General features: G+C 64.3%; 14 protein-coding genes. 6 read left to right on the top strand and 8 right to left on the bottom strand.

Translation table 11 applies throughout. The features are described 5' to 3' along the window. The first annotated feature begins 135 nt into the window (after positions 1 to 135). Genes fadD32 through P3G66_RS20145 form a run of 3 tightly spaced genes read left to right on the top strand, consistent with a single transcriptional unit; the run spans position 136 to position 8,544 of the window. Positions 136 to 2,025 (top strand): long-chain-fatty-acid--AMP ligase FadD32, encoded by a 1,890-nt coding sequence (gene fadD32 / locus P3G66_RS20155; protein ID WP_003943899.1) that lies wholly within the window; start codon positions 136 to 138, stop codon positions 2,023 to 2,025. A gap of 37 nt (positions 2,026 to 2,062) precedes the next feature. Beyond that, the gene (gene pks13, locus P3G66_RS20150; RefSeq protein ID WP_073513414.1) at positions 2,063 to 7,006 is read left to right on the top strand and encodes a polyketide synthase Pks13; all 4,944 of its coding nucleotides are present in this window, start codon (positions 2,063 to 2,065) and stop codon (positions 7,004 to 7,006) included. After that, on the top strand, positions 7,003 to 8,544 hold the full coding sequence (locus tag P3G66_RS20145) for an acyl-CoA carboxylase subunit beta (protein WP_003943957.1): 1,542 nt from the start codon (positions 7,003 to 7,005) through the stop codon (positions 8,542 to 8,544). The genes pks13 and P3G66_RS20145 overlap by 4 nt, the downstream gene beginning before the upstream one ends. Here P3G66_RS20145 and P3G66_RS20140 read toward each other — a convergent pair. Beyond that, positions 8,541 to 9,452 carry a LysR family transcriptional regulator gene (locus tag P3G66_RS20140; RefSeq protein ID WP_065351773.1) on the bottom strand — a complete coding sequence of 304 codons (912 nt, stop codon included), beginning with the start codon at positions 9,450 to 9,452 and terminating at the stop codon, positions 8,541 to 8,543. The two genes, P3G66_RS20145 and P3G66_RS20140, sit on opposite strands and share 4 nt — an antisense overlap. Before the next feature lie 73 nt (positions 9,453 to 9,525). On the opposite strand from P3G66_RS20140, the gene P3G66_RS20135 reads away from it, so the two are divergent. Next, positions 9,526 to 10,476: a DMT family transporter gene (locus P3G66_RS20135; RefSeq protein ID WP_007731812.1), complete on the top strand. Its 951-nt coding sequence runs from the start codon at positions 9,526 to 9,528 to the stop codon at positions 10,474 to 10,476. Here the strand turns inward: P3G66_RS20135 and P3G66_RS20130 are convergent. The 3 genes from P3G66_RS20130 to P3G66_RS20120 form a co-directional block, all read right to left on the bottom strand. Further along, the gene (locus P3G66_RS20130; RefSeq protein ID WP_030535817.1) at positions 10,473 to 13,775 is read right to left on the bottom strand and encodes an arabinosyltransferase domain-containing protein; all 3,303 of its coding nucleotides are present in this window, start codon (positions 13,773 to 13,775) and stop codon (positions 10,473 to 10,475) included. The genes P3G66_RS20135 and P3G66_RS20130 overlap by 4 nt on opposite strands. A gap of 73 nt (positions 13,776 to 13,848) precedes the next feature. Then, positions 13,849 to 17,103, bottom strand: coding sequence for an arabinosyltransferase domain-containing protein (locus tag P3G66_RS20125; protein WP_030535816.1), 3,255 nt, complete (start codon positions 17,101 to 17,103; stop codon positions 13,849 to 13,851). 82 nt (positions 17,104 to 17,185) lie between these two features. Then, positions 17,186 to 17,455: a helix-turn-helix transcriptional regulator gene (locus P3G66_RS20120; RefSeq protein ID WP_003943854.1), complete on the bottom strand. Its 270-nt coding sequence runs from the start codon at positions 17,453 to 17,455 to the stop codon at positions 17,186 to 17,188. A 49-nt stretch (positions 17,456 to 17,504) separates the two neighbouring features. On the opposite strand from P3G66_RS20120, the gene map reads away from it, so the two are divergent. Next, positions 17,505 to 18,269: a type I methionyl aminopeptidase gene (gene map / locus P3G66_RS20115; RefSeq protein ID WP_063315966.1), complete on the top strand. Its 765-nt coding sequence runs from the start codon at positions 17,505 to 17,507 to the stop codon at positions 18,267 to 18,269. A gap of 9 nt (positions 18,270 to 18,278) precedes the next feature. Here map and P3G66_RS20110 read toward each other — a convergent pair whose 3' ends face one another. Beyond that, complete coding sequence (locus P3G66_RS20110; RefSeq protein ID WP_063315256.1) at positions 18,279 to 20,111, bottom strand: hypothetical protein; 1,833 nt, start codon at positions 20,109 to 20,111, stop codon at positions 18,279 to 18,281. A gap of 334 nt (positions 20,112 to 20,445) precedes the next feature. Here P3G66_RS20110 and P3G66_RS20105 point away from each other — a divergent pair, with 334 nt between their 5' ends. Then, positions 20,446 to 21,117, top strand: a complete 672-nt coding sequence (locus P3G66_RS20105; protein ID WP_276117027.1) for an MspA family porin — start codon at positions 20,446 to 20,448, stop codon at positions 21,115 to 21,117. Between the two features lie 21 nt (positions 21,118 to 21,138). Here P3G66_RS20105 and P3G66_RS20100 read toward each other — a convergent pair whose 3' ends face one another. From P3G66_RS20100 to P3G66_RS20090, 3 genes are all read right to left on the bottom strand, one after another. Next, positions 21,139 to 21,771, bottom strand: a complete 633-nt coding sequence (locus tag P3G66_RS20100) for a hypothetical protein (protein ID WP_202022615.1) — start codon at positions 21,769 to 21,771, stop codon at positions 21,139 to 21,141. A 99-nt stretch (positions 21,772 to 21,870) separates the two neighbouring features. Next, a complete protein-coding gene (locus P3G66_RS20095) occupies positions 21,871 to 22,479 on the bottom strand; it encodes a TetR/AcrR family transcriptional regulator (protein ID WP_230793310.1) in 609 nt (202 codons plus the stop codon). A 73-nt stretch (positions 22,480 to 22,552) separates the two neighbouring features. Beyond that, entirely contained in the window at positions 22,553 to 24,406 is a 1,854-nt protein-coding gene (locus tag P3G66_RS20090; RefSeq protein ID WP_276117035.1) for a galactan 5-O-arabinofuranosyltransferase, read from the bottom strand. Positions 24,407 to 24,453 lie beyond the last annotated feature (47 nt).

Here is a 24,453-nt window from a genome sequence, read left to right as displayed (position 1 = left end):
GATCGATGAAGTGATTCAGGTGAGTTGCGCACAAAGTGCGATTCGATTGATCGAAGATGGACCCGAGAGAGCGAAGGAAGTCTGGGGCGCAGGCATGAAAGACAGTGCTTGTGTGATCGCTTCGGAGGAGATGGAATGAACGCGCTGTTCGATGGCTTTCTCGACGAGAAGGGCCAGATCCGCCTGCAACCAGGCTTCACGCTGGTCGACTACGTCGAGCAACACTCGCGTGTCAACGCGGACGAGCTCGCGTATCGGTACATCGACTACTCACGCGAGCGTGACGGTGAAGCCCTGGAGCTGACCTGGGAGCAGTTCGGTGTGCGTCTGCGCGCTGTTGCAGCCCGTCTGCAGCAGGTCACCAAGCGTGGCGACCGTGTCGCGATTCTTGCTCCGCAGGGACTCGACTACGTCATTTCGTTCTTCGCGGCCATTCAGGCCGGTTCCATCGCGGTGCCGCTCTTCGATCCGGACGAGCCCGGTCACACCGACCGTCTTCACGCTGTTCTCGGTGACTGCAAGCCGACTGCGATTCTGACTGCCGCATCGTCGGCGGCCGGTGTTCGACAGTTGTTCCGCTCGCTTCCCGCTGCCGAGCGTCCGCGCATCATCGCCGTCGACGCGATTCCCGACACCGTCGGTGAAACGTGGGTTCGCCCCGACATCGAACTCGACGACATCGCGTACCTGCAGTACACCTCGGGTTCGACCCGAGTTCCCGCCGGCGTGGAGATCACCCATCGTGCTGTCGGAACGAACGCGCTCCAGATGGTCGACTCCATCGAACTCAACGAGGACTCTCGGGGCGTCACGTGGCTGCCGCTGTTCCACGACATGGGCCTGCTGACGGTCATCCTGCCTGCTCTGGGCGGCAAGTACATCACCATCATGAGCCCGCGTGCTTTCGTGCAGCGGCCGTACCGGTGGATCAAGGAACTTGCTGCGGTTTCCGACGGCGCCGGCACCTTTGCTGCCGCTCCCAACTTCGCTTTCGAGCACGCTGCCGCGCGTGGCCTGCCGAAGGACGGCGAGACCCTGGACCTGAGCAACGTCATCGGTCTGATCAACGGCAGTGAGCCGGTCACGACGTCGTCGATGCGCAAGTTCAACGACGCTTTTGCTCAGTACGGTCTGCCCAAGACTGCGATCAAGCCGTCGTACGGCATGGCCGAGGCGACGCTCTTCGTCTCCTCGACCAAGCATTCCGACGAGGCCAAGGTCATCTACGTCGACCGCACGGAACTCAACAAGGGACGCATGGTCATCGTCGACCAGTACTCCGAGAACGCAATCGCGCAGGTCTCCTGTGGGTACGTCTCGCGCAGTCAGTGGGCGGCGATCGTCGATCCCGAGACGCTGACCGAGGTCCCCGACAATCACGTCGGCGAGATCTGGTTGCACGGCGAGAACATCGGTATCGGCTACTGGGGTCGCCCTGACGAGACGGCGGAGACCTTCCACAACAAGCTGGACAATCGGTTGAGCGAAGACAGCCACACCGAGGGCACGCCGGCGGATGCCAACTGGATGCGTACCGGCGACTTCGGCGTCTACGTCGACGGCGAGCTGTACATCACCGGGCGCGTCAAGGACCTCGTGATCGTCGACGGTCGCAATCATTACCCGCAGGACCTCGAGGCTTCGGCTCAGGAAGCCAGCCCGGCTCTGCGCCCCGGCTTCATCGCTGCGTTTGCCGTACCGGCCAACCAGCTGCCGTCCGTCGTGTTCTCCAACACGCACTCGGGTCTGAAGTTCGACGACGACGATTCCTCGGAGCAGTTGGTCATCGTGGCCGAGCGTGCTCCCGGCGCAGGCAAGGCCGATCCGCAGCCGATCGCGGACACTGTGCGTGCGGCGATTTCTTCCCGTCACGGCGTCACGGCCCGAGACATCCTGCTCGTCCCCGCGGGTTCGATTCCGCGTACGTCGAGCGGCAAGATCGCTCGCCGCGCGTGTAAGGCGAGCTATATCGAGGGAACGTTGCGAGGCGGCTATCAGCAGACCGCATTCCCCGATAGCGTTTGAGGAGCAGTCCCTTCATGATCGGTGGCTTGGTGAGTTGATGGTTGAACAAGATGGTGCGCAGAGCAAAGACGTTGTGAGCGAGATGAGTGTCGCGCAGCTGCGTGAGTGGCTTCGCAATTGGATCGCCAACGCGACCGGTCAGCCGGCGGGGTCGATCACGGACGATCGCCCGATGGAAGAGTTCGGGCTCGCCTCGCGGGACGCAGTTGCTCTGAGCGGAGACATCGAGGATCTGCTCGGCGTCACGCTGACCGCCACGGTTGCCTATCAACACCCCACCATCGCTTCGCTGGCTACTCGGATCATCGAAGGTGAGCCCGAGGCGCCGGAGGAGACCGTCGACGCCTCGTATTACGTCTCAGGCGGCACGACGGACGCTCACGACATCGCCATCGTCGGACTGTCCACACGATTCCCCGGTGCCGGGCACACGCCTTCGGACATGTGGGAAATGCTGGCGGACGGACGCGACGGCATCAGCGACCTCCCCGAGGACCGCTGGGCCGAGTTCATGTCGGATCCCGCCATCAAGGCCGCGGTCGAGAACGCGAACACCAAGGGCGGGTACCTCGACGACGTCAAGGGCTTCGACGCCGAGTTCTTCGCGATGTCTCCGCTCGAGGTCGTCAACGTCGATCCGCAGCAGCGCCTCGCACTCGAACTCGCGTGGGAAGCACTCGAGCACGCTCGCATTCCGGCCAGTGGGCTCAAGGGCAAGCAGGTCGGTGTTTTCATCGGCAGTTCCGCCAACGACTACCAGTTGCTCGCGGTCAGTGATCCGACGACGGCGCATCCGTACGCGTTGACCGGAACGTCGACGGCGATCGTCGCGAACCGGGTCTCGTACTTCTTCGACTTCCGTGGACCGTCCATCGCTCTGGACACCGCGTGTTCGTCTTCGCTGGTTGCCGTTCACGAGGCTGTGCGCTCGCTGCGCAGCGGTGACTCCAACATCGCGCTGGCCGGTGGCGTCAACATGCTGCTGGCCCCTCCCGGAACCCTCGGTTTCGATCAGACCGGGATGCTCGCTCCCGACGGAAAACTGCGTGCCTTCTCCGCTCAGGCTCAGGGCATCGTTCGCAGTGAGGGCGGCGGACTCGTCGTGCTCAAGCGTCTCGAAGACGCCGAGCGTGACGGAGATTCCATCCTCGCGGTGATCGCCGGATCCGCGGTCAACCAGGACGGCCGTTCCAACGGTCTGCTCGCACCCAATCCCGATGCCCAGGCCGACGTGTTGCGTTTCGCGTACCGCGACGCCGGAATCTTGCCGACCACCGTCGACTACATCGAGGCGCACGGAACGGGTACCGATCTCGGTGATCCCATCGAGGCCGACGCGCTCAGTCGTGTCGTCGGTCGTGGTCGTGACGACGACAAGCCGGCACTGCTCGGTAGCGCGAAGACCAACTTCGGGCACCTGGAAGCAGCTGCAGGTGCCGCCGGCCTGATCAAGGTCGTTCTGGCGATGCAGGAAAACAAGATTCCCGCGACGATCAACTACCTGGGCCCGAACCCGCACATCGACTTCGAGAAGTCGCACCTGCAGGTGACGCCCGAGGCCACCGACTGGCCGCGCTACACCGGCAAGGCTGTCGCCGGTGTCTCCGGTTTCGGTTTCGGTGGAACCAACGCGCACGTCGTGGTCAAGGAGTACGTGCCCGCCGACGCAGTAGTCGATGAACCGGTTGTGGATGCCCCGGTGGTCGACGAACCGGCAGCAGAGAACGAGAGCACCGTTGTGCTGGCCGTTTCCGGTGCGCTGCCGTCGCGTCGTCGCCGCGCAGCCGCTGACCTGGCCGACTGGCTCGAAACCGAGGAGGGAAGCAAGACGCCCCTCGCCGACGTCGCCCGCACACTCGCGCGTCGCAACCACGGACGCTCGCGCGCCGCTGTTCTGGCGAAGACGCGCTCCGAGGCCATCAGCTCGCTGCGTGCCGTCGCCGCGGGCAAGCCTGCTCAAGGAGTCTTCTCCGCCGACTCGCCGTCGCCCAAGGGCGCGGTGTGGGTGTTCTCGGGCTTCGGCTCGCAGCACCGCAAGATGGCCAAGCAGCTCTACACGGAGAACTCGGCCTTCAAGGCGGCCGTCGACGAGGTCGACGCGCTGATCCAGGACGAGGCCGGTTACTCGATGGTCGAGATGTTCCTCGACGATTCGATCGAGTACAACGTCGAGACCGCCCAGGTGGGAATCTTCACCATCCAGGTCGGTCTGGCCGCGTTGCTGCGTCACCACGGCGCCGAGGCCGAAGCCGTGGTTCCGCACTCGATGGGTGAGGCCGCTGCCGCATACGTGTCCGGTGGTCTGAACCTGGAAGACGCTGTGCGCGTGATCTGTTCACGTTCACGGCTGATGGGTGAGGCCGAGGGCGCACTCGTCGGTGACGACATCCGTCTGATGGCTCTGCTCGAGTACAGCGCATCCGAGATCGAGGCGCTACTGCCCACGTACCCCAAGCTCGAGGTCTGTGTTTACGCAGCTCCGACGCACACGGTGATCGGTGGACCACAGCCGGACATCGAGGCGATCGTCGCGGCCGCCGAGGCCGACGGCAAGATGGCGCGTGTCCTGCAGACCAAGGGCGCCAGCCATACTTCGCAGGTAGATCCGCTGCTCGGTGAGCTTGCCGCCGAGTTGGCCGGTATCGAGCCGACCACGTTGAAGCTCGGCGTCTACTCGTCCGTCGACAAGGACACCTTCTACCGTCCCGGTCACGAGCCGATCCATCAAGAGGCGTACTGGGTCAAGGGTCTTCGCCACAGCGTGTACTTCACCAATGCGGTACGCGGTGCAGTTGCCCACGGCCACACCACTTTTGTCGAGCTTGCACCCAATCCGGTGACGCTGATGTCGGTGGCGGCTACCGCTTTCGATTCGGGCCTGCACGACATGGAGCTCATCCAGACGCTCAAGCGTAAGGAAGACGAGTCCGCGGGTGTTCTTGCCGCTCTCGCGCAGCTGTACGTGCACGGCCATGCCGTGAACCTCGAGTCTCTGCTTCCCGCAGGCGATTTCGCTTCGGTTCCGCGTACCGCATTCCTGCGTAAGCCGTATTGGCTCGACATTCGCGTCAGTGCCGGCGGTTCGGCTCGCGTACCCGGTTCGCACGTCGCTCTGCCCGACGGCCGCCACGTGTGGGAGGTCGACGCATCCGCCGTCACCGACCTGGCGGTGCTGGTGAGCGCCGCTGCCGGACAGGTGCTTTCGGATGTCTCTCTGACCGCTGCTGTTCCGCACGGTGAACTGGCCGGTGCTTCGACCCTGACCACGACACTCAACCCGCATCCGGGTGGAGCGTCGGTGCAGGTGCACGCTCGTGAGGGCGCTACGTTCCGTCTGCTCTTCGACGCCGTCGTCACGTCGGGTGAGCCGCTGCCCGAGCTGGTCGTCAGCGCGCCGGTCAAGACCAGTGCGCCGATGGAATCCCTGGCCGAGGTCGTCGAAGACGCCGGAGACAAGTGGGATCCGAACGGTTCGCAGAGCCTCGACGACCGCCTCAAGATCGTGGTTGCCGAGTCGATGGGGTACTCGCCGGAGGATCTGCCGGCCGAGGTTCCGCTCATCGAACTGGGTCTCGACTCGCTCATGGCGATGCGTATCAAGAACCGCGTCGAGTACGAGTTCGACATTCCGCAGCTCCAGCTCCAGGCAGTCAAGGATGCGAGCCTCAACGAGGTCAACAAGTACCTGCGCTACGCGATCGACAATCGCGAAGAGGTTCAGGCGATGGCCGACAAGCAGGCCGCGGAGAAGTTGGCGGCCGACGCTGCTGACGAGGACGTTGCTCCCGCCGAGGTGGCAGTGGAACTACCTACCACTGCTCCGGTTGCTGCTGCGCCTTCCGATCCTTCTCGAGCCGGAACTGCCGACGACGCAGGCTCGGACGTTCCGCCGCGAGATGCGGCCGAGCGCTTGACGTTTGCGACGTGGGCGGTTGTCACCGGGAAGTCGGCCAAGGGCATCTTCAACGATCTGCCGATCGTCGGTGACGAGGTCGCCGAGAAGCTTGCTGCTCGGCTTTCCGAGCGTGCCGGCGGCGAGATCACTCTCGACGACGTTCTCGACTCCACCACCATCGAAGAGCTTGCGGACGTCGTTCGCCAGTACCTCGAGGACGACGGCAAGATCGACGGACTCGTACGTACTCTGCGTGCCCGTCCCGAAGGTTCCACTGCCGTACCGGTATTCGTCTTCCATGCTGCCGGTGGTTCGACGGTGACGTACGAGCCTCTGCTCAAGCGCCTGCCCGCCGGCACGCCGATGTACGGATTCGAGCGGGTCGAGGGCTCGATCGAAACCCGCGCTGCTGCTTACGTTCCGCTGCTGCGTGAGATCCAGGGCGACGGGCCGTACGTGCTGTGTGGCTGGTCGTTCGGTGGCGTGATGTCGTATGCGGTCGCGAAGTTGCTGCGCGAGCAGGGCGCCGACGTGCGTGTGGTCGGGCTGCTCGACACCGTCATGGCCGGCGAGGTCGTGCCGGACACCGAGGCGGAACGACGCAAGCGTTGGGAGCGCTACGGCAAGTTCGCCAAGCGCACCTACAACCTGGATGTGCCGCTGCCGCTTGACGTTCTGGCTTCCACCGAAGCCGACGAGGATCAGATCCAGATCTTGATGGACATGATCAAGATGAGCGGCGCCAAGATTCCCGGCGGCATCATCGAGCATCAGCGGACGTCGTGGTTGGACAATCGCGCCATCCAGACGGCCGAGTTCAGCAGTTACGACGGCGACGTCGTGCTCTACATGGCTGACAAGTACCACGACGAGCTGATGACGCTCGAGCCTGCATTCAAGACCCGCAAGGCGGATGGTGGCTGGGGTGACTACGTGAAGAACCTCGAGGTCGTCTACATCGGCGGGGACCACCTGCAGATCGTCGACGAGCCGTACATCGCGAAGGTTGCGGCAGACCTCACCACCAAGCTGGCCCAGATCGAGACAGCTCAGACCAAAGCAGCGGAAACCGGAGTTCAGAAGTGACGACAACCACCGCGGAGAAGCTCGCTGAACTCCGCGAAAAGTTGGAGAAGGCAAAGGAACCCGGCTCGGCTCGGGCCATTGCCAAGCGCGATGCAGCAGGGCACAGCACGCCGCGCCAGCGCATCGACATGTTGCTCGACCCCGGTAGCTTCATCGAGATCGGTGCCCTGGTGAAGATGGCGGGCGAGGGCAACCCGTACAGCGACGGCGTCATGACCGGTCACGGAACCGTCGACGGGCGTCCGGTAGCCGTGTTCGCGCACGATCAGACGGTGTTCGGCGGTGCCGCCGGAGAGATGTTCGGCCGTAAGGTCGCAGCTGTCAACGATTTTGCGCTGAAGGTGGGCTGCCCGGTCGTCGGTATCAACGATTCCGGTGGAGCTCGCATCCAGGACGCCGTTTCCTCGTTGGCCTGGTACGCCAACATGGGTTCACGTCAGGAGCCGTTGTCCGGCCTGTGCCCGCAGATCTCGGTCATCCTCGGTAAATGCGCCGGCGGTGCCGTCTACGCCCCGATCAACACGGACGTCGTGGTCGCGACCGAAGAGTCGTACATGTTCGTCACCGGACCCGACGTCATCAAGTCGGTCACCGGCGAAGAGGTCAGCCTCGAGGACTTGGGTGGAGCCCGCAAGCAGGCGGAGTACGGAAACATCCATCACGTCGCTCCCGACGAGAAGGCTGCCTTCGACTGGGTGCGTGAGTACCTGAGCTTCATGCCGTCGTCGTGCCAGGAGAAGGCGCCGCTGATCAACCCGGGCCTCGAACCCGAGATCACCGAGTCGGATCTCGAACTCAATGCGTTCATGCCGGATGCCGACAACGCCGGCTACGACATGCACGACATCATTCTGCGGATCTTCGACGACGGCACTTTCCACGAAATCGGAGCCCAGGTCGCGCACAACGTGATCACCGGATTCTCCCGCGTCGACGGCCTGCCCGTCGGTGTCGTGGCCAACCAGCCCACGTACCTCAGCGGCGCCCTCGACGCGGACAGCTCCGACAAGGCCGCCCACTTCGTGCGTCTGTGCGACGCTTTCAACATCCCGCTCGTCTTCGTCGTCGACACACCGGGCTTCCTTCCCGGCGTCGATCAGGAAAAGGTCGGCGTCATCAAGCGCGGCGGGCGTTTCCTGTTCTCGTACATCGAAGCCACTGTGCCGAAGGTGACTGTGGTGGTTCGTAAGGCGTACGGCGGCGGTTATGCCGTCATGGGCTGCAAGCAGCTCGGTGCCGACATCAACCTCGCGTGGCCGACCGCTCGTATCGCCGTGATGGGCGCCGAGGGTGCCGTCAACATCATGGGGCGGCGTCAGCTTGCCGAGGCCGGCGAGAATGCACCCGCGGTGCGTGCTCAGCTGATCAACTTCTACAACGAGTTCGTCGCGACGCCGTACATCGCGGCGGAGCGCGGATACATCGACGCGGTGATCGAGCCTTCGCAGACGCGTCTCGAGATCCGTAAGGCTCTGAAGTTGCTCGCGGACAAGACGATCTTCAAGAACCCGCGCAAGCACAACTTGATGCCGCTCTAGTTCTTTTTGTCACCGAGGGCGTCGAACTGGCGGCGTAGCGCTTCTATCGCCGCCAGGACGGCCGGCCTTTCGCTGTCTGTCCGCCAGGCGAGGTAGATGTCTCGGCCGAGCGGCGGAACCGTGTCGAGCATTCGAACACCTTCCGGCGGTACAACTCTCGCCAGACGTGGAATCAATGCGACGGCGAGGCCCTGAGCGACGAATTCGACCTGGGTGGGAAACTCGGCGACCTCGTACTCGATTCGTGGGTCGAACCCCTGCGCGCGCAGGGTCCGGACGGTGAAGGTGTGAAAGTCCGTTCCCCGTGTCCACGTCGCCCAGGCATGCTCGGACAGCTCGCTGAGCGCGACGACCTTGTTCTCCGCCAGCGGATGTGACGTCGGGAGAGCGAGCAGCGCCACGTCGTCGTACACGGGCGTGAAGGAGAGTCCGTCGGGAAGTTCGACGGGCAGAGTGCTCCAACTGTCAACCACCACGACGTCGAGGTCGCGGCGAATCAGTGCGGGGAGCAGTTCTTCGGATTCGCCTTCGTTGAAGGTGATTTCGAGCTGCGGGTGCGCATGCCTGATTTCGGCGATGGCTCGCGGCAGCACCGTCCTGCTGGGGGAGACCAGGGCGCCGATACGTACGCGGCCCGTCACCTCGCTCTGCAGCGACGCGATTTCCGCCTCGGCCTGGGCGAGCGTCGAGAGAACCTCTGCGGTTCGGCGCGCGAGGATTCGGCCCGCTTCTGTGAGTCGCACACCGCGGCCCTGCGGTTCGAGGAGCGGAACACCGACCTCTCGCTCGAGCTTGTTCAACTGCTGCGAAATCCCGGAGGGTGTGACATGCAAGGTGCGGGCGGCAGCCGCCACTGATCCGTTCTCGGCGACGGCGTGCAGGGCGCGAAGTCTTTCGAGATTCAACACAGTAGTAATGCTACCGAATATACGGTCTGAACATTTGCTTGTGCTGAATAGTTAGCGGCAGGAACATTGTCGAGTGACCACACTGACCTCCGCGACCGCGCAGACATCGACACCCACCCGAACTCCTCGGGGGCGCATCGACCCTCGACTGCTGGTCGTCGGAGGCGCAGCTGCGATCTCGATCAGTTCGCTCCTCATCAAGCTGGCCGATGTGGGGCCCTCGACCGCCGTCTTCTTCCGTTGCTTCCTGGCCTTGCCGCCGCTGTTGTGGTTGGCGTGGCGGGAGTACCGCCGGGTGGGCAAGCCGAGCCGGCGGGCAGTCGTTCTGCAGGTGCTCGGCGGTCTGCTGCTCGGGCTGGATTTCGCGTTGTGGTCACAGTCGATTCTGATGATCGGCGCGGGGATGGCGAGCGTCGTCGTGAACGTGCAGGTGGTCGTGGTGCCCGCACTGTCCTGGTTGGTGTTCGGCAATCGGGTGCCGATGCGGTTCGTCTTCGCCCTGCCGTTCATGTTCACGGGAATCGCCTTGGCGGGCGGCGTGTTCGGGGGTGGGGGAACCGGCGACGACTTGCTGTGGGGAACGGCGCTCTCGCTCGTCTCCGGAATCGCCTACGGCGGCTACATCTTCGTGGTCGGCCGGACGGGCGAGGCGGATCGGGCAGCGAGCCAGGTGTTGATCTCGACGACGTCCGCGGGCATCGCCGGGTCCGTCATCGGATCACTGTGGGGCCGGATCGATTTCGTCCCGGGCTGGGAAGCGTTCGGCTGGCTCGCGGCACTGGCACTGGTCGGCCAGGTGTTCGGCTGGATGCTGATGGGGAACTCGCTCCCTCGGCTTCCCGCCGAGGTGGGCGCGACGCTCCTGCTCATGCAACCGGTTCTCGCCGTGCTGCTGGCAGTTGTGCTGCTCGGCGAACGGCCAGGCGTTGGGCAACTACTCGGGTGCGTCGTCGTTGTCGGAGCGGTCTCGGCCGTCTCCGTACGTCGCACCCGAGCAGTCACCCGAGTAGGTAGCGCAGGCTAATGCACCCGCATCTCGCCGGGCATCCACATGCCCGAGCGGGTTGCGGTGCCCGTCTCCACCTCTGCCGGAACCGCATTGGGGAAGTACCGGTCGTAGCGCTCGAGTGATCCCCAGTCCCGCGCCCAGTCGTCCTTCAGGTACGTCGGAACCGTCGTCGCACCGGCAAGAACCTCGGTGAATCCGAGCGGGCCACCGTTGTCCGCGGACTGCCAGGTGTCGGTGGAACTGACCGCAAGAGGACGGTCCGGGAGGATGCGGAAGTTCGGCATCTCGGCCACGCCGTTCTGATGTGTGAACGGACGTTGGCACGGGAACTGAAGGCCGACAGCCCAGTCCAGAAGCACCGGCTGCTCGTTGCCGATGTACGAGTTCAGGGACTCGAGCTTGGGCACGCGCGGCGGCGTGAATGCCATCCACTGATCGCCCGTGAGATTGGGATCGAACGCGACCACCCGAACGGCGTCGGCGTCCGGCGCGAGTTCGTCGATCGGGATACGGACGTTGCGCCACGACGGCGCGGGTCCGATGTCTCGCGGCATGTACGAACCCTGAACCTGCACGGTTCCGTCGGGCTGAGTCTTGCCGTACTCGACCAGAAGTGACTGGCCGTACGTGATCGCACCGGTGTTGTCGACGGACCACACACGCCCGGCGACGGACATGACCACTAGCGGTGATTCTTCACTGCGAGTGGGCAATCCGTACCAACTCGAGATGAGGGAAGCAGGTTCCTGCACACCGGGCTGATAGCTGCCCATGACCGGTGTCTTCGACGGATCGAGGCCGAAGGGGAGCTTGGCCGTGCTGCCGTTGACGCCGACGTTGCCGGTGCCGCCGCTGGTTCCGGCGCCGGAACCGGTGGCGAAGGTGGGACCGACACTCTGGCTGTCGGTATTGCCCATGCCCTGCTTGACTTCGATGTAATCCGCAGTCAGATCGCTGGGAACCCCATTGGGGGAGAAGCCCTTCGAATCAACTCCGGACAACGGATCCTCGGCGTTAAATCCGGGAGCGGTCAGAGGCCGCAGATTCCCGGAATTGACGTCGGTCTCGACCAGAACGTCCTCGGCCATGCCGCAGGTCTTGCCCGCGAGTGCCTCGATGTTGCTTCGGCCCAGCGAGTACGCCGGGTACTGCGACACTGCACCCTTGAGTAGCGAGAGCACCTCGAACAGGACCATCAGACCGGCAATCACGGTGAGGGGAGCGGCCGCGAACTTGCGAATTCGTCTGCCCTTGGCCGTGTTCGGCTTCTCGGGCGGGGCGGCAAATCCCTCACGCAGGTACTGCCAGGCGGCAAAGGCCAAGGCGAGAGCAAAGAGCGCGAGGAACAGGGTGTTGGATTCACGGCCGTCGTAGGAGATGGTCTTGTCGAACCACGGCACGCCGTAACTCGAGACGTACCAATAGCCGTTGATGCCGGCGAACGTCAACGCGAGCATCAGGAGCAGTCCGGCCACGAACACCGATCGGTTACGACGCGAGCGCAGGGCGGACGCGGACACGGCCACGGCGGTCAGCGCGGCGAGAGAACCGGCGATGCCCGCGTACGCACCGAAGTGGTGAGTCCACTTGGTGGGGTTGAACATCATCAGGAACATCGTGCCGAAGACGACGCCGACCAGGCGCCACGACGGACCGGTTGCCGCGCCGGGGACGCGGCCGCGGCGCAACAACACGAAGAGCGTCGTGAAGAGGCACAGGATCATCGTCAAGAACGCGAAGCGTCGGGCAACCGAGCCGTCGACTGTCTGGACGAAGAGGTAGTAGTAGCGCAGGAAGTCCTGGTACCACTCGAGATTGGGGCCGATGATCGTTCGGACGCGCGTGGCTTCCATGACACCGGCAAAGGTCTGGTCGGCGAAGATGACCACCAGCACGATGGTTCCGGCAGCGGCGATCGGAGCGAGAAGCGGCAGTGTGCCGACCAGTCGGTGACGTTTGACGACGATGCGTACCAACGGGCGCACACCGGCGAGAAGGGCTGCGATACACATCAATCCGGTGGGTGCGGCGGCAAGAGTGAAGGCGCCGATCAAGATTGCCGTGGCCGCGGGCAGCAGACGTCCGGTGGCGATGGCGCGCTCGATGGAGCACCAGGTGAGCAGTGCGCCGAGAGCCACGATGGGCTCGGGACGAAGACCGTTGTTGTACGCCAGCCAGAAGGACAGGAACACCAGACCGCCGGTCCAGAGGGCGACGTTGCTCCGGCGAACCGCCCGGCCGAGACGCGGGACGACCTCGCGGCTGATGACCATCCAGCACAGGATTCCGGCGAGCAGAGCGGGCAGACGCATGAACGGGCTCGCGGTCGAGATCTTCGCCATCACGGCCAGCACTTCGTAATACCAACCGAACGGGGCCTCGGGAACGCCGAACCAACGGAAGTAGTTGGCCATGTATCCCGCGTCCGGTGAGACTCGGGCCATGGTGAGGAGGTAACCGTCGTCGGCGGTGTTCGCGCCGATGAAGTGCCACACGACGAGCGTGCCGACCACCACTCCGTCGATACCGGAGAACTTCCACCAGCGTGCGGGCAGGAAGCGTCGGTGCTTGCGGCCGTCGGTGCCGTCGAGGCGAGCCAGGGCGACCAGCGCGACGATGGTCGAGAGGACGGCCACGATCATCGCGACCAGCTTCAAGACGCTGGGGCTCGAGGAGAAACGTGAGTCGATCGTCATCGAGAAGCCGAGGCCCTCGGGGGCAGCGCCGTCGGGCAGGTCGCTGAAGACGCCGACCACCTGCGGGCGGAAGTCACCGTCGAGCTGGCCACGAATCGGGTTGCCGTCGGGATAGGTCAGTCCGACGAACTCTGCCGTGGTTCGGTTGACGTCAGAGCTGAACGCGATGGCGCCACAGCGACTGGACTCGACGTCCTCGCGTGCCGCCGAAGCGACGACAACGTTGCGATCGAGCACGTCGACGCTGGTAGCGGACACGCGGACGAACATCGACGAGAGCGCGGCGCCGTCGCCCTGAGCAGGTGCCGTCGACAGCAAGATGCCGCCGCCCTCGGGCAGCGAGCTGACCGCGGTGCAGGGGATCGACGCGTTGACGTCGATGGGAACCTGCGCCATCAGCGGTGCCTCGACGTCGCCGATCACGCCGTTCTGCGGCCAGTTGACCGAAGCCGTCGTCTGCACGACGGGAAGCAGCGGAGTTGCCAGTGCGAGCACGAAGCCGAGCAAGCCGGCGATGATCGCGACCCATCGCGTGCGATGGAAACGCTCGCGGGCATCCTGACCAGCAGGAGGCGGCGAACTCGAAGTCTGAGGTGAAGCTGTCACGGCGTCGGGCACGGCTACCGATGGTATGTCAGGGCTGAGCGTGGACCTACCGTGCCCAGGTGGTTGGTAGGTCCACGCGTAACAGTTACGACTGGTAACGAATCGGGCCCGGTGTCCAGGTGCCCGATCGGGTCTCTGTGGTGACGTTCATTTGCGCGGGAACCGCGTCCGAATCGAGCGGTGTGTACTGCTCGAGCGATCCCCAGTCACGATCCCAGTCGTTGTCCAGATAGGTCGGCAATGCCCTGGCCGAGAGCAGTTCGGTAGTCCAGCCGAGCGGTCCGCCGCCGTAGTGGTCCTGCCAGGCGTTGGTGGACTCCGCGCCGATGCGGTCGGGCAGGATGCGCCAGTCGGGGATCTCGGCGACGCCGTAGAGGTGATCCACCGGACGTTGGCACGGGAAGGCCAGACCGACAGCCCAGTCCATCAGCACGGGATCGGTGGATCCGACGACGTCCTGCAGCGTGCGCATGGTCGGCACTCGTGGCGGTGTGACCGCCAGCCACTGGTCGGCGCTGATGTCGGTGTCACTGGCCACCAGACGCACGGTGTCGGCGTCTGCGGGCAGCTGATCCATCGGAACGCGCAGGTTGCGCCACGACGGCGACGGGCCGATGTCGATCGGATCGACACGTCCCAGTGCGTCGACGCTCCCGTCGGCCTGCTTCTTGCCGTACTCGACCTGCAGCACTGCGCCGGGGGTGACGATGCCGTCGGAGTTGACGTAGCGGATGCGTCCGGCGGCCGCGACGGTCAGGAGCGGTGCGGCGTCGTTGCGCTCGGGGAGTGAATACCAACCGGTGGTCAGTGACGCGTTCTGAGGTGCTCCGTAACTACCGAGCACCGGGGTTTTTGCGGGGTCGAGCCCGAACGGGAGCGCGACGTTGCTGCCGTTGACGCCGGCCGTCGACTGCGAGCCACCGGCGGTGCCGGATCCGGTTCCCGGCGTGGTGGTGCCGGACTGCGAGGTCGAGGTGTCGAGGCTGTTTGCACTGCCTGCCGTCGAGTCTTCTGCGTCGGCCGTGAGGTCGCCTGCAACCCCGTCCGGCGAGAACCCGGTTGATTCGCTCGCACCGAATGCACCTGCGCCGGCGAGATCGGTGGGCCGATCCGTCAATTGCAGAACGCCGGCGTTCGGATCGGACTCGACGAGTACCTCACCCGCGAGACCGCAGCTTCCGCCGAAGACGGATTCGATGTTGGACTTGCCGATCGAATACGCGGGGTACTGCGCGACCGCGCCCTTGAGCAGGGACAGCACCTCGAACAGCACGACCGCTCCGGCCGCGATGGTCAACGGTGACGGGGCGAGAAGGCGGAGTCGCCTGGTCTTCTTGACGCTGTCCTCTGTGCCGTTTCGCCGGCGCGGCTCCATGACGTGGTACCACGCGGCCAGCAGCAGCGCGAGAATCGTGAGGCCGAGGAAGGCCGTCGAGAATCCCTTGCCGGCGATTGACGGCGGCTTGTCCCACCACGGGACGCCGTAACTCGAGACGTACCACCAGCCGTTGGAGCTCGTGAACGCCACAGCGAGGATGAACAGGATGCCCGCGGCGAACAGCGCGCGGTTTCGTTTGGAACGCATGCTCGACGCACTCACACCGACGGCGGCGAGGACGGCCACCGTGGCGGCCAGACCGGCGTACACACCGAAGTGGTGAGTCCACTTGGTGGGGGTGAACTGCATCAGGAGCAGCGACGCGAACACGATGCCGAGGATTCGGCGGGAGGGCCCGATAGCGGTGCCCGGGATCCGGCCCTTGCGCAGGATCATCATGACGCAGAAGACGAGTCCGACGAGCATGACGAACATGCCGAAGCGGCGTGCGAGTGAGCCGTCGGGGGAGATGGTCATCAGTGCGTCCCAACGCAACCGTTCCTCGAACCACGGAACGTTCGGCCCGACGGCCGTTCGCACTCTGGTCGATTCGAGAACTGTCGCGAGGGTTTGATCTGCGAAGACCGCGACGAGCACCACGGTTCCGGCGGCGAGAATCGGCATGATCTGGGACAGGAAGCCGACGCGCTTGCCGCGGGCGATCAGGATCTGCAGGATCGGCCGGGCGCCGGCGATCAACGCGCCGATCGCGATCAGCCCGGAAGGCCCGGCGGCCAACGAGAATGCGGCGATCAGCACGGCCATCGCGGCGGGCAACAGACGTCCGGTGGCGATGGCGCGTTCGATGGAGCACCACGTGAGCAGAGCGCCGAGGGCGATGATGGGCTCGGGGCGCAGGCCGTTGTTGTACGGCAACCAGAAGGCGAGGAACACGAGCCCGCCGGTCCAGATGGCAACCTTGTTGCGGCGCACCGCAACACCGAGTCGCGGGATCACCTCGCGGCTGATCACCATCCAACACAGAATGCCGGCGATCAGCGCGGGCAGGCGCATCCACATGCTCGCGGTGCTGACCTTCGCGAACAGCGCCAGCACGTCGTAGTACCAACCGAACGGCGCTTCGGGGACGCCGAACCAACGGAAGTAATTGGCCATGTACCCGGAGTGCTCCGAGACTCGGGCCATGCCGAGCAGGTAACCGTCGTCGGAAGTGTTGGCGCCGAACACATGCCACAGCGCCAGCGTGCCGATAACCAGGGCGTCGATGCCGGTGAACTTCCACCATCGCGCCGGCAGGAACCGCCGCGCACGACGGCCGTCGACGCCGTCGATCCGGTGCAGTGCGTACAGCGAGACGATGGTCGAGAGTGCCGCCACGATCATCGCGAACAGTTTGAGAAGTGTGGGGCTGGACGAGAACCGCGAGTCGACGTCCATGTGGGCGGACAGTCCGGCGGGCGCTGCGCCCTGCAGGTCGGTGAAGATGCCGACAACCTGTGGGCGGTAGTCACCGGTCAGGGTGGTGCCGACGCCGTCGATTCCGGTGACCGCCGCGACGGTCTGCTCGGAGTTGGTCGTGATGGTGATCGCCGTGCACCCGCTCAGTTGATCGAGCGGGGTCGAGATCAATACCGAATCGCGGGTGAGTGCTTCGAGGCGGTCGGCAGTGGTGCGGACGGTGAGGCCGCGGGCGTTTCGGTCCGGCGCCCCGTTCGGCATGGTCGAGAGCAGTGTGCCGCCGCTGCCGCCCAACTGGCCGAGAGTGGAACAGGGGATGCTGATGTCGAGCGATGTGGGCGAGTAGGAGATAAGCGGCGACGAAACGCTGTTGACGGTCCCACCCTGCGGCCAGTCGATGCTCGCGGCTTCCTGCTTGACGGGCAGGAAGGGCGTCGCGAGTGCAAGAAGCAGGCCAAGAAGGCCGGTGACTATCGCGATGAGTCGTGCCGTCCGGACTCGCTGGGAATCCGATTCTCGGGGAGCTTCGGGGCCAGTGGGCACGGGTTTCGGGGGCACTACTACTTCAGACGGCACAAGGAACGATGTTAGGCGAGTGTGGGCCCGCACATCCTGAGAGAACTACTCAGGATGCAACTTCCTGTTCGGATTGTGGTGTTTCAAGTGTTCGGGCAATGGTGTCGAGTGAAATACCCAACACTTCCGCGACCGCGCTGATGGTGAAGAAGGCGGGTGTCGCGATGCGTCCGGTTTCGATCTTGCGCAGCGTTTCGACCGAGATGCCGGCATCGAGCGCTACCTGAACCATGCTTCGGTCTCCCCGTGCAGATCGCAGGAGTTCACCCAGTCGTAGTCCTCGTTCGAGTTCTTCCGCCGTCAGCGGTACGCGCACCATGTGCTTATAGTAATACCGGTATAGTTATTCGACAAGGAAGGTGTTCGAAATGGTCGAAATCAAGACCGCAGGGGAAATCGACGCGATGGCGGCGGCTGGGAGAATCACGGCGCAGGCTCTGGCTGCGGCGCGTGAGGCGGCCAGCGTCGGAGTGACGTTGCTCGAATTGGACGCCGTTGCCGCGGAGGTTATTTCGGCGGCCGGCGCCTCGGCGCTGTTCTTGAACTACCGGCCGGCAACGGCACCGACGCCGTTCCCAGGCGCCATCTGTGCGAGTGTGAACGATGCTGTGGTGCACGGTATCCCGAATGAGTACCGGCTTCGCGACGGTGACCTGGTCAGCATCGACTGCGGCGCGAGACTCGACGGTTGGTGTGGTGACTCCGCCATCAGCTTCACTGTCGGGCGGGGGAGCAGTGAGGATCAGGCACTGATCGACGCGACCGATGAGGCACTTGCCCGTGGCATTGCCGCTGCCCAGCCCGGAAACCGATTGGGCGACATCGGTGCCGCGATCGGACAGTACGCGCGCGGCCTCGGATACGGAATGCTCGCCGATCACGGTGGGCACGGCATCGGCCGCGAGATGCACGAAGGCCCGGACGTGCCCAACGAAGGCCGAGCAGGCAAAGGCTTCCGGCTACGGCCCGGCCTGGTCATCGCCATCGAACCGATGCTCATCGCCGACGGAACCGACGACTACCGGCACGACGCCGACGGGTGGACCCTTCGCACCGTTTCGGGCGCCCGGGCTGCGCACAGTGAGCACACGGTCGCGATCACCGAAGACGGTCCGGTGATCATGACCCGCTGATCAACCCGCTCAGCTCTGGTTGGAGGTCTTGCCGCTCACGAGGTCTCGTACGTCCCACACCCACACGTCGTCGACGCGCTTGGCGTCGAAGCCGACCAGCTCGTCGACCGTGTGGCGCAGGGCGTCGTCGCCGGAGAATCGGGGAAGCACCAGTACGTCGGCGTGCCAGTACCGCAGGTCGGTCAGTGCGTTCGCTCTGGTGCCCACGTCGATCAACGGGACCTTGCCGGTTTGTTTGGCATTGACCAGCAGGGTCGAGGTGGGCCGGGACTCGGCGCCGTAGATTCCGGCGCGGGTCTTCGAATCCGGGCCGACGAAGTACCCGCCGGCGATGGGGAAGCCGAAGTCGGCGTCGACCTGCCAGCTCAGTGCGCGGGCGTCTTCGGCGCTCGCGACGGGAACCGTCACCAGGGTGCCGTCGCTGACGTAGTTCTCCCACGAGCCGCTGGTGATGAATTCGGGCGTCGCAGATCGCTGATCGGCGTCGATGGGGGTCGGGATCAGGGGAATCATCGCGACGGCGAGTGCCACCAGCCAGACACCGGCGGCCGTGCGGCGCGGTCCACGAAGTTCGACAAAAGCGCGGTAGGTGCCGAGGGTGAGCAACAGTCCGATCGCCGGAATCGCGCCCATCGCGAATCGGGATTCGAGCACCGATTCGAACAACGGCAAGTCTGCGAGGAGTTTCCACGGCAGGGTGATGCCGGTCTTGTCACCGTCGATGGTCAGTTCGGAACCGAGCGAGAGCACACCCATCACCACGATCACGGCGGCGGCAGCGCGGGTCAGACGGATGCGCCACAGCCACACCGTTGCACCGAGAAGCAGGAGCACCAACGGCCATCCGAAGTACGCGTTCTCCTCGGTCGGGTTCATTCGGAACTCGGCGCCCTCAGGATCTCCCGCAACCGACTCGGTCGGGAACGTGGTGAGGGCAGCGGTGTCGTTGCCTGCCTGACCGTGTGAGACGCCGTCGTAGCTCGCTGGGCCGAAGAACTGCGACCACAGCGGCACCGCGGTGATCAGGAGTGTGACCGCGCCGCCGATCACGAGGCCGGGCATCGCGCGCTTGATCGCCTGGCGCGACTTGGCCAGGTCGGGCAGTGCATAGGCGGCGCCGAACACCATGGCTGACATCGTGAAGATGAGGAGCGGTTCTTCGCCGAGGAAGATCTGCCAGGCGACGAGTAGGCCGAGCACGACACCGTCGCGAACCGGACGCTTGCCGTTCGAAATGCGCACTACCTGCAAGAATATGAACGGAAGTACGAAGAACGCGACGAAGTTCGGGTGGCCGTTGGCATGCGAGATCATGGCGGGCGCAAATCCGCAGAACCCCGCTCCGACGGCGGCGGCGACCTTGGAGCGGACGGAGACTCCGGTCAGTACGTGCCGCGAGAATGCCCAGTACCAAGCGATGGCGGTGCCGCCGAGGCCGGCGGTCAGCCCGATCGCATACGTGGCGGTCGGTCCGAAGATCAGCGTGATCGGGGCCAACGGGATACTGATGCCGAACATCGCGGTATTGGCCATCAGGTTCACGCCGAGTGGATAATTTTGCAGGTCACTGAACAGTGGGCTGCGGAACTGGGCGAGGGCGTGAGCGGTATCGGCGAAGAACCATTCCCACATGGCCTGGTCGCGGCCCGCGTTGAACAGATAGCCGGACTGCAGATCGCTCCACAGGTTGGACATCACGTAGATCGCCGCGACGGTGAACGTCGCCATGATCGCGAAATCGACCAGACGACCGCGCTGGACGACCGAGCGCCGCACTGCTGAACGGACTCGCCCTGGACGTGCTTCTTCGAGCAGTTGGACGTCGGGCAAGGTCTCGGTCATGCAGTCGGTGCCTTTCGGTTCTGGCGCCCATCCCTGAAGTGGCGATCTCAGAAGTTCGGGGTGGCCTACTTAGGTCTCGATTCGATAACTTCCACTGTCAGAGTAACGAACAAAACGGTTCGCGTCCGCGAGCGGGCGCAGTCAGCGGGACAAACCGGTCCGCCCGACTTGTCCGGAAAGTAATGTTTTCGTGCACCGTTTGACGGGTTCGTGACCGGGGTATCGCAACAAGGATCTTGCTCGCGTTTGTTCAGGCAGCCCCGACGAATCCCATCCTCGACGAAGAGTTGGAACCTACGTCCGGGGCCTATACCGGATGGGATGGTGCTTGTGCATGTCGAAGACAGCAGTTCGTAGTAGCGCAGTAGGAGTAGTGGCCCTGTTGGCCGTTGTCCTGGGGGGTGGGACGGCGTCGGCAGGCGTCGACAACACCAGTTCGATCACCGACGTCAAAGGAAATCGGATAGAGGTCTATCAGGCTGATACCGCTATCCACGTCTTTCCACCTCTCGACAGCTCACCGCTGAGTGTCGAGTTCTTCCACGACGGGGTTGCCGGCGTGAAGATCGACGGCCCGGATGCAGCAAGTTTCACCGGAACGAAGCTGACGATCGGTTATCAGATCGGTTACCCGATCGCGTTGACCGGCGCGACGGTCGTTCTCAACAGTCCCGGTCTCGACTGGGCGATCGACAGTGGCACCGACATCGGCATCGGACTCATCCCAGACCCGGCACTGGGCGTGGACTTCACGAATCACGTCATTCTCGGCGGGGACATCATTCCGTCGCAGGAACTTGACGTCGATCTGGCGCCCGGCGGAATCACCGACGTCGCGCTGCTCGAGGATCAGACATTCGACGGTCCCGAGGCCGCTGTCCGTCTGTCCGGAGTTCACGGTTACGTACAGGGAGCAATCGGGCCGGTGACCATCAGGCCGTACGCGAAGGCTGTCACGTCGAATGGCGATACCGTCGTCACTTACGGTGTACCGCAGAGGCTTTAGCGAAAGCGGATGCTCCCGCCGTCACGCTGCAACAGCGTGATGGTGGGAGTTTTCCGCGTTCCTTGTGGTCGAATCGGCGCCACGAATCGGCGAAGCGTCCGCCCAGTGGGCACTACGGGAAACACTGACGAGTTTCGCGACCAACCGTGCCGCGATCCACACGAGGTACACGGCGGTGATCAGAAGCAGAAGTGCCCAGTCGTGCGCGAAGAATCCGACAATCCCGCCGATCGTGAACGCGAGGGCGACGAAGACGACCCGTCCACCCACGTCGGTCTCGACCAGATACTCGGGTTCGATCGGATCGTCGGGTTCACTCGATTCATCGACGTCCTCGGATGATTCGGCCCTGGACTTCTCGTGGTGTTCGGTCGGGATCTCGAGTAGCTCGCCCCATTCGAGCACCGCAACGGTGTGCGCGGTGTCGGTCGGGATCGCGCGGTAGTCGCGGGACTCGGACACGTCGATGAGAGCCCTTGCCAGAGTGAGTACTTCGATGCGATTGCGAATCGCGACGCTCAACACTTCATGGAAAGCCTGTTCGCGCCCGAACGGTTTGCCGCGCGCAATGACCAGAACATGCTCTGCGGAATCGAGAACTGCACGATGCGGTACAAGCTCGCGGCTTTGCGCAACGAGTTCGCTCACTGTCATCACCTACCCCGCCGGTGGTTGATGCGGCCGTTTGCTCGACTGCGCTTGGAGGGGCTGAGTACCCCGGCAGTTTCGGAAACAAACTCGCCGGACAGCGTGTCAGATTTGCGCAGCCGGGGCCGAGAGTGCTCCGAGGCAACTTTCGATCAGGTCGGCAACGATCACGTGAGCACGTTCGCGGCTGTCGACGCGGCCTTCCCACGTGGCAAAAGTGACGACGGTGAGCACGGTCAGAGTTCCCGCCCGAAGTTCGGCGATCTCTGCCGGTAACGAGGACGCAGCGACTATCCGCCGCTGAACTTCGCGGAAACTCTCGGCCTGCATGTGGTCACGGATAGTCGACGACATCGCCGGGTCGAAGATCGACTGCACCAGGAACCGCGCGTACAACGTGCCCTCGCGGTAGATGGTCTGTTCCGCCAACGGCAGGACGAGAGCCTCGACGAGGGCACGCATCATCGGTGGATTCGCGTCGAGATCGATCGCGTCGAGCAACTCACGACGACGCTCACCGGCAGGTCGCATTCTGGACTCGACGACGGCCGCCAGCAAACCTTCACGTGACCCGAAGTGATACTGCGCAGCCGATTTGTTGGCCTGCCCGGCTTCGGTCTGAACATCACGAAGAGTCAGAGCGGCCAGACCTCGCTCGGCAACCAGACGCTCGGCTGCATCGATCATCGCCGCTCGGGCATCGGTTCGGGGCACGGTATGAAGTTAGGGGTGCGTCGGGGTCGCGTCAACGACCCCGACGGTAAGCCTTTTGTGACGTATCTCCTGGTTAGATTGCGTCAGAGCGGGTAACGACCACAAACGGCCCCTGCTCGGTCACGGTGAAACGAGGATCGTCGAACAGTTCCTTGGGGAACGTGACCGTGTAGCGGCGGACGTTCGGGTCGTTGGGGTAGACGTCCTCTGCCAACCGCAGCGTGTACCCGTCGGCGCCCTGGCGGAAGACGAAGGCGTCGGGGCTGCGCCACGGCGCCGAGTCCAGCGCAGCTACCAGTTCGTCAGGCGTCTTCAGTTCCGACCACTGCTCGATCAGCGCAGCGCGCGCACGGAAATCGGCGAGCGGGTTCGCGTAGTGCGACGTCAGTCCTTGAAAGCCGAAGTACGGGTAGAAGCTCAGGAAGCCGATGTCGGCAGTGAGGACCACCGTGTCATGGGGTTCGCGTCCCAACTGCTCGCGAATGATCCGGTCGATGTCGGCGTAATTGGCTTCGGCACCCGGGGGCCGCTTGTCGCCGCGCTCGCCGTTACCGTCGGTATCGCTGTATGCCACAGCGATATCCGGCGCCAGCACCTGCGGGATGTTCTGCGCGAAAGCGATGGCTCCGATGACACCGAGTGCAACCAGTACCGCTTTGACGCGGGGATTTTCGCTGGTGGCCAGCACGATCCAACCGGCGAACTCGAAGAAACCGAACACACCGGCGGCGGCAAGGAGTCCGATCAGGACCGGCTCCAGTCGGAAGCCGAGGAGCGTACTGCCGGCGACGGTGAACGTCATGGACAGCAGTGCCCACAGGTACACGGCAATGACACCGATACCGAGTGCTCGGGCGCGGCGGGAGAACAGGAACCGCGAAATCAGCCAGATCGTGCCGAGTAGGCACAGTCCACCGACAAGGGTGAAGCTCAGCATCGGGAAGGGCAGTACCGCACCGGAATCGGGGAGGTAGTGCATTGCGGTGCCGGACTCTGCGGTGGCACCGGAGAGTGCCTTCAGCAGGTACGGCGTCCAGACGGTCAGAGCCACCAGGCCGGAGATCACCGCGATCACGGCGAGCCTGACGAGGGGTCCCAGTGCGGCTTTCCACGTGTTCTGGGCGCGTGCGGCAAGTACTGCGGCCACCACTGCCATCAGAGTCACTGCGAACGCGGCGAATCCGAGATAGAGCGTGTAGACCGTTGCGGCGAAACCGAGGAACAGGCCCGTCCCGAGTATTGCGCCGGCTCCGGCAAATCGAGATGCCCCCGGCCGGTCCAATGCACCCCACGCGAGGATCAGCACCGGCGGGATCAGGAGGTTGATGACGGCGCCGTACGCCTCGGGGGAGTTGTACGCCAACACGACGGCAGTGACTGCCAAGGCCGCGACGACGGCCCAATCGCGTCGAATCAGCTTGGTCCACAACACGAGTGCAACGACGGCGACGACAGCCAACGAGCCGATCGCGTAGGGCTTGAAGGCTTCCCAGCCGTCCATGCCCAGCAGGTTCGCGACGCGTCCACCGATCCAGAACCAGCCGGCCGGGTAGAACGGCGGCAGATCCACGTACGTCATGTCCTGCAGCGCAGCCGAATCCGTCAGCCGGGTCAGGTACTCGGTGCGGAACTGCTGATCGACCGAGACGCCGTGCAGATACAGACTCGTCGCGGCCAGGGGAAGTCCGAGCGTCGTGGTGACGAAGCCGGAGAGCCCGGCCCACGAGAGGAGTTTTGCGACCCGCTCGGCCTTGCGGGCGCGGAACATCAGAACCGCAACACCGACCACTGCGATGCAGAGCACCTGCAGCACCGTCGTGACTGCCTGCGTGACATTGGAAGAGGTGAACGCCGGCCACTGCACTCGGCCGAAAGCAAAGAGCCCGACAGCGGCTACAACAGCGGCGACCAGCGCTCCGAGGGCCATTTCCACCACCGTCGCCGCGGCATTACGCCACGGCGACGGGGTCGAAA

This window comes from Rhodococcus sp. C3V, from assembly GCF_029269915.1.
In the GTDB taxonomy this organism is placed as follows: Bacteria; Actinomycetota; Actinomycetes; order Mycobacteriales; family Mycobacteriaceae; genus Rhodococcus_F; species Rhodococcus_F qingshengii.
The sequence above is the reverse complement of the archived record's forward strand: the minus strand, read 5'-3'. Positions and strand labels throughout refer to the sequence as shown.

Bases quoted from the DNA above. Each gene is read 5' to 3' on its own strand.
- fadD32 (WP_003943899.1), top strand. From the start codon at position 136: ATGAACGCGCTGTTCGATGGCTTTCTCGACGAGAAGGGCCAGATCCGC.
- pks13 (WP_073513414.1), top strand. From the start codon at position 2,063: ATGGTTGAACAAGATGGTGCGCAGAGCAAAGACGTTGTGAGCGAGATG.
- P3G66_RS20120 (WP_003943854.1), bottom strand. From the start codon at position 17,455: ATGGTGCGCGTACCGCTGACGGCGGAAGAACTCGAACGAGGACTACGA.
- map (WP_063315966.1), top strand. From the start codon at position 17,505: ATGGTCGAAATCAAGACCGCAGGGGAAATCGACGCGATGGCGGCGGCT.
- P3G66_RS20110 (WP_063315256.1), bottom strand. From the start codon at position 20,111: ATGACCGAGACCTTGCCCGACGTCCAACTGCTCGAAGAAGCACGTCCA.
- P3G66_RS20105 (WP_276117027.1), top strand. From the start codon at position 20,446: ATGTCGAAGACAGCAGTTCGTAGTAGCGCAGTAGGAGTAGTGGCCCTG.
- P3G66_RS20100 (WP_202022615.1), bottom strand. From the start codon at position 21,771: ATGACAGTGAGCGAACTCGTTGCGCAAAGCCGCGAGCTTGTACCGCAT.
- P3G66_RS20090 (WP_276117035.1), bottom strand. From the start codon at position 24,406: ATGGCCCTCGGAGCGCTGGTCGCCGCTGTTGTAGCCGCTGTCGGGCTC.